This is a genomic window from Natronococcus pandeyae (assembly GCF_008122205.1).
GTDB classification, from domain to species: domain Archaea; phylum Halobacteriota; class Halobacteria; order Halobacteriales; family Natrialbaceae; genus Natronococcus; species Natronococcus pandeyae.
Window position 1 is genome coordinate 1 of the sequence record NZ_PHNJ01000030.1, and the last position, 11,058, is coordinate 11,058.

The 11,058-nt window shown below is 49.3% G+C and carries 9 protein-coding genes and 3 pseudogenes; 7 read left to right on the forward strand and 5 right to left on the reverse strand.

Annotated features, from left to right (window positions below):
* From CV102_RS26935 to CV102_RS27325, 3 genes and pseudogenes are all read left to right on the forward strand, one after another.
* Positions 1-354 (forward strand): annotated as a pseudogene (locus CV102_RS26935) (hypothetical protein); the annotation flags it as partial.
* Positions 355-1,317: 963 nt separating this feature from the next.
* Positions 1,318-1,608, forward strand: a complete 291-nt coding sequence (locus CV102_RS26940; protein ID WP_148860783.1) for a DUF7692 domain-containing protein — start codon at positions 1,318-1,320, stop codon at positions 1,606-1,608.
* Positions 1,609-2,068: 460 nt separating this feature from the next.
* Positions 2,069-2,593: a tyrosine-type recombinase/integrase gene (locus CV102_RS27325; RefSeq protein ID WP_187433119.1), complete on the forward strand. Its 525-nt coding sequence runs from the start codon at positions 2,069-2,071 to the stop codon at positions 2,591-2,593.
* 207 nt (positions 2,594-2,800) lie between these two features.
* On the opposite strand, the gene CV102_RS25360 is transcribed toward CV102_RS27325, so the two are convergent.
* A complete protein-coding gene (locus CV102_RS25360; protein WP_148860784.1) occupies positions 2,801-3,250 on the reverse strand; it encodes a hypothetical protein in 450 nt (149 codons plus the stop codon).
* Between the two features lie 350 nt (positions 3,251-3,600).
* Here CV102_RS25360 and CV102_RS25365 point away from each other — a divergent pair, with 350 nt between their 5' ends.
* Complete coding sequence (locus CV102_RS25365; protein WP_148860785.1) at positions 3,601-4,236, forward strand: hypothetical protein; 636 nt, start codon at positions 3,601-3,603, stop codon at positions 4,234-4,236.
* 188 nt (positions 4,237-4,424) lie between these two features.
* A pseudogene (locus tag CV102_RS25370) lies at positions 4,425-5,078 on the forward strand (recombinase family protein).
* Positions 5,079-5,086: 8 nt separating this feature from the next.
* Here CV102_RS25370 and CV102_RS25375 read toward each other — a convergent pair.
* The 3 genes and pseudogenes from CV102_RS25375 to CV102_RS25385 form a co-directional block, all read right to left on the reverse strand.
* A complete protein-coding gene (locus tag CV102_RS25375; protein ID WP_148860786.1) occupies positions 5,087-6,136 on the reverse strand; it encodes a restriction endonuclease in 1,050 nt (349 codons plus the stop codon).
* Positions 6,137-6,472: 336 nt separating this feature from the next.
* Positions 6,473-7,336 carry a type I restriction enzyme endonuclease domain-containing protein gene (locus CV102_RS25380; protein WP_222863745.1) on the reverse strand — a complete coding sequence of 288 codons (864 nt, stop codon included), beginning with the start codon at positions 7,334-7,336 and terminating at the stop codon, positions 6,473-6,475.
* A 42-nt stretch (positions 7,337-7,378) separates the two neighbouring features.
* Positions 7,379-7,468 (reverse strand): annotated as a pseudogene (locus CV102_RS25385) (IS5/IS1182 family transposase); the annotation flags it as partial.
* Positions 7,469-7,710: 242 nt separating this feature from the next.
* Between CV102_RS25385 and CV102_RS25390 the strand changes: the two are divergent.
* Together CV102_RS25390 and CV102_RS25395 are read left to right on the forward strand one after the other, a co-directional pair.
* A complete protein-coding gene (locus CV102_RS25390; RefSeq protein ID WP_148860787.1) occupies positions 7,711-9,225 on the forward strand; it encodes a ComEC/Rec2 family competence protein in 1,515 nt (504 codons plus the stop codon).
* 78 nt (positions 9,226-9,303) lie between these two features.
* Positions 9,304-9,579, forward strand: coding sequence for a DUF3006 domain-containing protein (locus tag CV102_RS25395; protein ID WP_148860788.1), 276 nt, complete (start codon positions 9,304-9,306; stop codon positions 9,577-9,579).
* A gap of 870 nt (positions 9,580-10,449) precedes the next feature.
* Here the strand turns inward: CV102_RS25395 and CV102_RS25400 are convergent.
* On the reverse strand, positions 10,450-11,058 hold a 609-nt coding region (locus tag CV102_RS25400; protein WP_148860789.1), incomplete at its 5' end, for a CPBP family intramembrane glutamic endopeptidase.

Sequence of the window (11,058 nt, forward strand, 5' to 3'; positions counted from 1 at the left end):
GTCGCGAAACGCTGGGAAGAATTCGCGACCAAGCGAACCACGGGTGACGGTGTGTTCTTCACCCGCGATGACGTGCGCCAGGCCCTGACTGCGATCATGGGTGAGCAGCCGCATGGAACGACCATCACTCGAGTCTGGGAGGCGATGGTGGAGCTTGGTGGTTCAGGCCTCGAGGAACGAACGCGACAGGTGAGTCCGAAGCAGCCAGTGAAGGAGATCCTCTCGATGGACCTCGAGACCGCGACTGGGTTGCTCGAGGATCGATACTGCCACCTCGATCTCCTCGAGGAGGGTGTGGCGAGTGCTGGCGGTGTCACACCCGTTGTGACCCAGCCACCAGCCGGAACCGCGTGAGAAGCACACGAACGCCACTACCAAAATAGGAACACGACCACGACCGGACTTGGTCGTCGACTCTCGGGTCGACGTCGCTGTCTCTTTTAGTGACAACTACGAGGAGAAGCCTCCCGATTCAGAAGTAGTAGCAGTGAGAATAACGCAGATTCAGTAGTTGGACTCACATTCATCCTCACAACGGGTGTGACAGAACTCGAGCCAGTATCACGCAGAGACAACACGGAAGCCAACAAGTTTACTCACGGGCAACTGACGCGAAATCTCGACCGACCACAGACTATCACCGCTACAAAAGCTATGTAATGGTCTCGGCCAAATATTCTGAAAGGCCAGCGTTCGACCAGTGATCTAATACCGGGAGTCCCATCCGCTGGACATGGCGCATAACGCTCGCTATGATGACGACACCTACCATCGGTGGTTCTATCGCGACCGACTCGAGGTGCTTGATCATTGATATCGACGAGAGCGGGTACCGCCTAGCGCCGTCGTTCCAGGCTGCTGTCGAACATCGGAATCCGGGTGTGCCAACAGTCCTTTAGAGCGACCAAACATAGAACCAAGACGAACTTGAAGAAGAAATTAGCAGTATCGATCGACGTATCGGAAACATCGCCGAACGTCGAGTTGCTGTTCGTCGAGCAGCGATCAACTGGAGCGGCAAAATTGAAGGCATAGACATCGACGATATCTAACTACAGACGATCTCTTTTGAGTCACTGACTGTGCCCAGAGCTAACCGCCTCATTAATATGGGCCCTGGCCCCAGGTCGCACGCTAAGATAATCGATTTTTCGGATATGAACACGACCACAAATCGGCCGTGTTCATAATTCGCTTGTCGCTGTCGCGATGAGCACACTAATTGTGCCGTACATACCCTATTTCGTTATTATCTTTATAACTGAACGGGTCTTGAGTAACCGGAAAATCTAGGATATAGAGCTCGTATTCACGAGTATGGCTCGCAACCAGATACCTGGTTCGGTTCGTATCCACACTGGCGACGGGAACGAATGGCGATACGATGTTATCAAGAAGGCCGCGAAGTTCTACGGCTGTAACCGCTCAGACGCGGTTGCCTTCGCGTGCGAGGATATAGATACTCTCGTCCGTGCAGCTTGCCGTGTCCTCGAACGTGACGACCTTACCCTTGAACAACGTCAAGAAATCGCGGAAACGCTTTCCACTCGAGCCGTCACTTTCGATGTTGTGACGTCCATTTCGGTGAAAACTAAAAGCGAGATGTAGTTTAGTTAACCCCTTGACCCAAAATTCTCTCTGAGCATCTACTCTTCCTCATCTTCGTCGCCAACTGCCAGATCGGCAAGTCCAACAACAACGAGTCCTGCACCGATTGTTCGAGCCCACCAGTAGATTTGGTATTGATCTTGGTGGGATTGGGATAGAGTCCGTGCTGTTTGACCAGCGAGCGATTGATACTCTTGGACGCCGCTATGGCCGTAAAAGAACATCAATATTCCACCAAGGATTATGAGCACGCCAAGGGAGCTATACACTCGCGTTGGGGAAGTACGCCAAATGAAGTGATTGAGGTCCATGAGAGTAAGGTCTTGAGGAGAACGCTGAAAGCTTTGTGGTCACCTGTTCGCTCTTCGGAAGCACGTTGTTGGTAGAGAGCTGTCTGGTGATTCCGGCGAGGACAGAATTCTCTGAGCTACGGTTACGCCTCCTGGCCTGACTGGTTCTTGTGCCGATTTACAGACATTGCTGCACGCCGACTACGGTCACCAACAATATTGATCGTGAAGAGCGCAAAGTACAGGTTCGAGGAAAAGGAAACAAGATTAACACAACGTATTGGCAACCTCGGTTAGATGGACTACTGATTAGATGGCTCGATAAGGGTTACCGAGATGCTTCTCCATATGCAGCAGAAAGTCCGTATCTATTTGTTTCTGAATCTGCTCCGTCAGTCAGCGGAGATCGGCTCAACAAGATTGTGGTTCAGGCAGCAGAGAACGCTGGGATCCAGGAAGTGCTTTACCGGGATGCACAAGGGAGGAAACGATACAAGTATACTTCCCACGTTCTGTGTCACTCATTTGCAATGCATTGGTTACAGAACGGTGGGTCCATCGAAGCGTTATCTAAGCACATGGCGCACTCATCAATCACTACGACTGAGATATATGCAGAAATTCAGGATGATCGGTTGAAAGACGAATATGAAAAGCACGCTCCCCAGATAGATTTCGATAAATTGTCTAACTGATATAAACACCTCAAATAATCTCCTGAGTGCTAAATCTTCAAAAACAAGGCCGCGACTGTTGCGGATTTCATGGGCGGTGGGCCGGGTAGTAGCAACGATTGAATAGGGTTCGAAAGCATGTGTTTGTAATTGAACGAACGATCTCTGGCGGCTGAGTAATTGTCAGATTCGATCAACAGAGATCTCCCGCAAATATTTTCCAGTTGGTCATTCAGTTGTTTCCTCAACTAATTCGCGAAGCTCGGAAGGAATGCTCTGGTCTGATTCGATTACCCCTTTCACTAAAGGAGAAATACCCTGCTCTTCCGTAATCTCGTCCCATACCACTTGCATCTCTTCAAGCCTTTCTTTGTATTCTAATAGCTCGTCAGATTGGTATTTTTTTATAAGGATACGTACTCTCTGCCGTAATACCTCAATAGCAGGTTTGTTCTCTCTAATGGATTCGAATGGGAATATAACTGGGCCATCAATAGTCCCATAGTGATATTTGAAACCCTCATGATATCCCTCACCCATTTGAAGCTCTTGTTTGGATAATGCATACGCTGGAGAATCAGATGAATGGCTTGACTGCCATATAACAAGCGGTAAAATATTTTCATGTTGTATATAATGACGTAGACCAAATACGACCCGAGACGTTGGTAACTCCATGAATTGCTTTCGCTGATGCTTGATTTTGCCACCGCACTCTGGGTTGGGGGCTATTTCAGCAATCGTAGATATTAAGCAGGAGAAAGAGTAGTAACCTGATAGGTAATTATGTAATCTTCTCTCAGCTTCGTACAGATGGTTTCGATTTGTAAATTGCCGCTGTCGCGTTGACTTGGGCGGTGGTGATTTACTTTCCATCAACCTCTGATAGTCATCTTGTAGTGTTCTATACCTCCACTCAAATCGTTGAATCTCCTGTATGAGGTTTCGACCAGGGAGTTCTCGCAGTGAAACTGACATACTGTATATCATTCTCCAAGTTATAAATAAGTCGCCTGTTTCTCATCGATATGGCTCAGATCATGGAAAGTTGCTATAGAATAGTGAATGCGCACGAAGATGATATCGATCTTATCGATATGCACGCAAACATATCTTGCCCAGTTTCTGTAGAAACGGATCACGAGTCATACGATAGTGAATTTAAAAGCAGTATTGACGACCTCAAGCCTGGGAATGTCATCAGAGCCACAATTCAAAGCGAGGATGTGTTATGGATTGATGGGATTTGGCGAGTGCTAGAGTTTGAGGTGGTTGAGGATAGTATTTTAGAGTATAATTCTTCTCTTTCTGGAGAGGATATGAGTAGGCGAGCAAATGAATTAGGATACCGTCTTCTATCACGCGGAGGGACCGAGAGACAGGCAGAGATAACATTTGCTGGTCAGGCTGTAGGGTATCTAAGAATTAAATCTGACCCTGATGGCGAAATATGGTCAGAGGTAGGCCCGACTGGGGTAAATCCTAGAAAGGAAATTTACGATATTTTAAATGAAATCTCTGATCCTCCTTATAAGATCGTTCATAAGAAATTAGAGAACGAAAGCCATATAATTTCATATTACATATCGATAAACAAAGCTAGGAATCTATTGATCCAAGCCAAGTTAACGGCGGCACATCTAATGAAACACATGACCGATTGAAGCCTTTCTGTAAGTAGCTACTATAAGACGGCTACTGTGAGGCGATGAGCACCTCCACACGTATTCGTCGTCTCTTCAGTTTCAAAGCCATTGAGTCGTTCACAAGGGCGGTAGCAGGTCGATATGACATACCTATGGTATCGGGTCTAACCCTCCCTTTTTGACCCCCTATCACTTGATCAATATCGATGCCAACGGCCTGCTACGTTCGGGTATCGACTGAAGATCAGAGCTTAGAACGACAACTGAAAAGTGTTCAAGCTTACGCAAAGGACGACCTCAGTGCTGAACTCTCTGAGCTTCGAGTCTTCCGAGATAAGTCTACGGGAACGGATACTGCGTGATCTGGATATAGAGAGATGATGCAGTCTGTTGAAGAAAGAGAGGTTGATCACGTTGTGGTACATGAGATCTCTCGGCTTGCTCGGTCACTACAGGATCTCGAGAGGACAGTCTCGAGGATTACAGACAACGATACTGCGGTCTATTTTGTCCGTGATGGTCTTTCGTTTGGAGACGGGAAGGAACGCCCGATGCACAAGCTACAAATGCAGATGCTTGGGGCCTTCGCGGAATGGCAAGCGCGGGTCAAACAGATGAATACCAAAGAAGGAATTGCTGCAAGGCGGCAGAATGAGGACTATCATCATGGTAGACCACCACTCGACTTTGATAAAAACGATGGTCAATTAATCGAGGGGGCGAATTATGATCAAGTCTGTGCTGTCTTAGATATGGTTATAAAAGAAGATCTATCAAAACGAAAGGCAGCAAATGAACTTGGCACGTCCAGAACCACCATCAATCGTGCGATAGAGAGGAGTGATCTGTACGGCATTTAGATGTGTCCTCAGTCCCCATCTATTATAGAAAATTTTCTCTTGTACATTTCATCATCAAGTGTTGAATATAAGTCTGACTCTCCCTCTAACAGCAAACGAATATGTTCTTCACTGATAACTAGTATCATACAACTGTCGCGCTGATAATAGTCTTGAATCCATCTTTTTGCATTAACACCGTTATCACCAGAGATTCCATTTCTCGCGAATATAATCCCGAGATCGACCTTTGTTTTGTCCATTTTACCATAGAAGTCTCTTATCTCTGAAACACCGACGGAATCTTTCCAGTTTTTGCATTCAACTAAAAAATATCTGCCCCAGTCATCAAAAATTGTGAGGTCGTCACTGCCTAAATACTCAACAATGAGATCTACCTCGCCAGTGTTGTTTTTTACATTGGTGTCTCTAACAACTACGTTATCTAATGCGTTGAACAATATTTTGGCAAGGTCTTCAAAAGTATCTCCTTTTTCTTGATTCGTCTCAGCATTCTCCACTTCACGAACCGCCTGAATAAAGCCATCTACATCAATTTTGAACCTATCAAATTTATATTTATCTGAGTCAACATTCGAAATATTCACCCCAAATAGATCTTCCTCATCTTTTTCTTCCTCGTCTTTTTCATCAAAGTAATCTTCTGGCGGGGATAAAATATCAAGTAAAATACCTGCTTCTCCTTCATTTAGCGTAGAAAGAACGTACATTACTCTATCATTTTCGTACGTGACTCCGATAGAATTGGGACGCAATGCAACACCTACCTCAGCATCAGAGTCGCTCCTGAGCTCTTCCACCAGTCCGAGATTAACCATTGAATCATCTCCTATCGTCTTGAATTCGAGAATCACCCAGGGTTTGGATGTTCGAGATGGCGCAATAACCGCATCAGCAAATCTAGATTCTGATATCATTACTTCATAAAATAGGTGTTCAGTATCGATTCCTAAGGCTCTGCAAAACTTATTAGCTGCAATATAGGCAAAATCATTTTCATTGGTATAACTTTCAGAGGACACCTCCTGAGCAAACGAAAGAAAGTGATTAGGGTCCATGTTCTCCAATCAAGTATAGAGATGTATATGAGTTACTATAATTTTTAAGACAGGAAGCGACCATTCAGACCCGATTCGTTGGGGGCAGTAATGATATAAACGACGGTCTTTTCGTACACCCTGTCCGAATACGGTCGTTTTCGTTCGGTCCTTCGAAGTTGGCTTGATCTATGAGTGCCGAAGCCGACACATTACCGACCTTTCATCTCTCTCGTTCATCGTAGAACAATAGTGTGTAAGCAGTAGTGCGCAACGTGAATGGGGAAATTGCCCTATTACCGACTGGTTGGCTGGCCGCGATTGGTATTCAACATCCAAAGTTCAGCTAAAATTCGGTTAAGCAGCTGCCCCACTATAGAAGGCCTCGGCCTGCGAGACAATCGGATCAACTAGATTCTCGTGCTTGTACAAGCTCAGACCATTACTTCGCAGAACAGCCTTTACTTCGGTATTTATTTCTGCACGGATCTTCTCACGGTTCGTCCAATCCAACTCCACACTGGCCTTCAAATTCTGCTTCAACTCACGAGCAATAGTCTTCAACGTCTCGTCGTCAATCTCAGTATCCGTGTTTGACGAAATGGCCGAGTAGAAAGCATATTCTTCATAACTCAGCCCAAGCTCGTCCTGGCGATCATCCGTCTCCTGAATCCTCTCAGCGTAACCCCGCAGCTCATCGATAACCTGCTGTGTCGAGAGGAAACCTTCGTTGTACTCATTGATCGTCTCTTCTAGCACCTCCTCAAAAGATTCGTACTTCGCCAAATTCGTCTGCTTTCGAGTTGTGATCTCGTTCTCCAGCAGCTGACGAAGCATCTTCACCTGCAAGTTCTCGAATTCCACCTCCTCAACATCACTGAGGAACTCATCGCTTAGAACTGGCTTCTCCTTCTCCCATTTGTCAAAACCAGTTACCTCTACCAAGTCTTCGATACCGACGCCCTCAGCTACCAACTCTTTCATCACAGAATCCAAGTCTTCCATTTCATCCGGATTTCCGGAGTTCTCTATGCTGTTGATAGCGCCGAAAACCGCCTCAAAGAACGCCACGTCCGCCCGGATATCACTTGCCGCAGAGTGAGGCGAAACCAACGAGTGAGCCTTCTTGAGTCCCTTCATTGACTTACGGAACTTCTCCTCACGCTCCTCCGTGATCAACACCTCATTTTGAGCCTTGTACAACAGGCGTTGGCGCTCCATTCGATCCAACGGCTGTGTTGAATCGCCATAAGGCGGTGGAATTCACTGTTTCACAGTACGCTTGATGTTGTAGACGACACACATCAGGGCGATTTCTCGGAACTCACGAAACCAGGATCGCGCTCGCACGGCGATAATCAGTAGTTCGGAAGTGTGCATTGGATTGGGATAGAATCCACCGGCAAGCCGCTCTATCGTCGGATAGATGGCCTCCAATGCACATTTCGCATCAACTGTGAACGGCGGGGTTTTGCGCCTGTGCCGCCGATAATAGCAACCTAGTTCGATTCTGATCAGTTTGGATTTAACTATCTTCAATTATAGTGGAATACATACGTAATTCTAATACGTAGTGGACATTCTCTCCACACAGGATGCAATCAAAATATCCCATAATACTAATTGTATTAATCACCCTTCTTGTGGCAGCAGCGGGGCCCGCCAGTGCATGTGACCTCACTGAGCCAGACGATCCGAGCCTCGACGGCCACGCTTTCGAGCCAGACCCCGAAACACTGCCGACAACCGACTCGAGCGATACACAAACGCTGTCGACAACCGCAACTGACACCAGCAACGGCGAGTTCGAAGTTCACATTCTCAACGTTGGGCAAGCGGATGCAGCGGTGATTTTCAGTCCGGAGGGGGAAACCATGGTCATCGATTCCGGGCACTGGACTGATGACGGAGGGACGATTATCGAGTTTCTCGAGAAACACGACGTGGATCATATCGATCATCTCGTCGCAACACACGCCCATAGTGATCACATCGGTGGGCACGCGGACCTGATCGAACACTTCGAGGAAGAAAAGAACGGTATTGGTGCCGCCTACGATAGTGGTGTCCCCACCAGTACGAACACCTACGAAGACTACATGGACGCCGTCGAAGAGTACGATGTGACGCTGTACGAGGTCGAAGAGGGTGACGAACTCCCGTTCGACGGGCTCGAGGCGAACGTCTTCAACCCCCCGACGGACGATCCTGAATACGACTACGATGAAAGCGAGCTGCATTACAACAGCATGACGATCCTCTTCGAGCACGAGGAGACCTCGTTCCTCTTCACGGGAGACGCCGAGTACCATGCGGAGGAACGGATGGCCGACACCTATGGCGATGAGCTGGAAGCGACGGTGTATCATGCTGGCCATCACGGGAGTTCGACCAGTTCGAACGACCACTTCCTCGAGGTAATCGACACCCAGGTGACGACGATCTCGAGTAACTATGACTCACAGTTCGGCCATCCAGATAACGAAACGCTCGACCGACTCGATGCCTACGGCGTCAACGCCTACTGGACCGGCACCCATGGAACGAATTCGTTCGTGAGTGATGGCGAGGAGTTCACCATCTACGCCCAGAACGACGCATCGACCGATCCAATGGAACTTCGAGATGATGACGAATCGACTCTCGATCCGAACCTCGAGCCGAAGAAGGTCGGGACGGTTTCCGATGAGGAGTTCCAGGGAACGACCCACCAAGAGACGCTCGACATCGACAACGACGATCCTGAGACGAACGCTGAGCATACGTGGACGCTCACCGATGCGGCGAATGATTTCGACGGTGAAGTTGACTCCATCAGTGTCGAGTACCCAACCGGAACGAGTCTCGATGACATCGACGCAGATGACGTCACTGTCTTGCTAGATCGTGATGGTGATGGCTCGACCGACGAAATCTCCGTCAACCAGGACGACTACGAAGGCGATGTAGCTACCTTCGATCTCTCTGGGATGTTCAACACGTCTGTCGAGGGCGAAATCCAGGTCGGGATCGACGGCGTCGAAAACCCATCAGACGGTGTGAGCGAGCCGACGATCACACTCGAGGGTGATGATACTCACATGGAGACCACAGAACTCGCCGTCGCGTAACTCAACGCTTTACTCCTCGAGGCGAACAGGATCGTACTACCCCAAGCAATTTTAGTGTGCTCGTTCGTCGAGAAATCTATGAACGGCGAGTACACGGCGGTCGTCGATCGCATCGTCGACGGTCAACAGGCGGTCCTCTTGATTGAGGATGGTGACGAGACGATCGACGAGATGGTCATTGACGTCGACCGCCTGCCCCAGAACGCCACAGAGCGGGCGGTACTCGAAGTCCAGATCCAGAATGGGTCACTGACGGATATGGAGTATTTGCCCGAGCAAACAGAAGCTCGACTCGAGCGCGTGCAGAAACGGTTCGACAGATTATCCAAACCACTGTCTGAAGAAGATTCCTGAGATTTTAAGACAGCTTGCTCGAGTGGCCGAGAGCAATCTGGAATACCTTTGCAACCCTCCTGCAATCGGTTGTGAAGTACCGCGGAGACAAGCCCTGAGGCTTCATCGTTTAGATGGGTTTTCACAAACCCCAAAAACTAATTTGAGACTCGTAGAGTATTCAATATGTCTACTGATTCACAAACTACCGAAGAGGAAGAAAGCGCAGTTTCTGACTCGCAACTACTGCTTCGTAATCATATTTTCGGGTGGGGAATACTTGGATTGGCACTGCTAGGTATCGCGTATGCGTACGTCTCCGTTCCGCCTCCAGGGTCCGGCGCATACGCGATGGCAGAGCAATTCGGATCCCGCGCGGAGTACCGAATGTTTGGCTTGTCGTTTGGGATGGTGATCTTTGTAGTGACTGTCAGCGGCACACTGCTGATCGTCGCACTGGGTCTCGCTCTGAAGGGGTGCCAGTATACCTGGAAAAGAATTACCGCACGATTCTAGACGGTGGCAGATTTCGCGTCTTCCGGGGCTGCCCCAATCGTTTCAATATCTGTTCAGAGCGACGCTCGAGCCGAGACGGGTACCTGATTGAGCGAGTTGACCAGTCCATCCAGTCCGTGTAGCCAGGTACGTATGCCTCATATGCATTCACAACCGCGTTCAACGAACTGTACCTCGTGTATACGACGTTGCTCTGGTTGACACTGTTCACGTTCGTCGGCGGGATGGTTCGGCTCGACGCGGCGACGCTGAAACGGGGCCTCGGTGAGGCGTCCGTCCGCCCATAGGTGATCACGCGGATGTTGAGTGCTGCGTCGTCCGCTGTCGGTGATGACGAGGGCTGTCGGCTCCCGCCGAATAGCCCTTGGCGGCAGATTACTTCGTATCGGACGACTGTGGGGGTGAACGTCGGGTTAGCGTTTTCGGCCCATAGCGGTACACCACGCCGACGACTACTAGCAGCGTCAACACTGTTGGGACGTGGCTTCCGATGGGACCGAGGGGAACAAGTTCGCCGCTGAAGTTTCCCGAGAAGTGAAACAGAACTGCTCCAAGGATGCTGCGTCCCGTGTGGTTGTAGATCCAGGTGTAGAGAACGGAGGTGATCGTTGCCCCGAATATGAACTCCCAAAACGGGAGCGTCAGTACGCCCAACTCGGCTTGGTAGGTTCCTATCATAAAAAACAGCGGGACGTGCCAAGCGGCCCAGGCGACGCCAAGGATCAGACTCGCACCTAACGCGTTCCAGCGCGCTTGCAGCCCGTCAAGCGCGTAGCCTCGCCAGCCCAATTCTTCCGGCAGGGGACCAAAAATTACCATGAAAACCGCGTACGGGAGGAGCGATACCGGATCAGCAGCGAACTCGGCAGCACGCTCGAACGCCGGAACCGAGTCACCGGCCAGGGTTCCCAATAGCAGTGCCAGCCCGTTCAGGGCCGGAAACAGCAGGAGTATCACGGCATACCAGCGCAGACCGATCCGTCG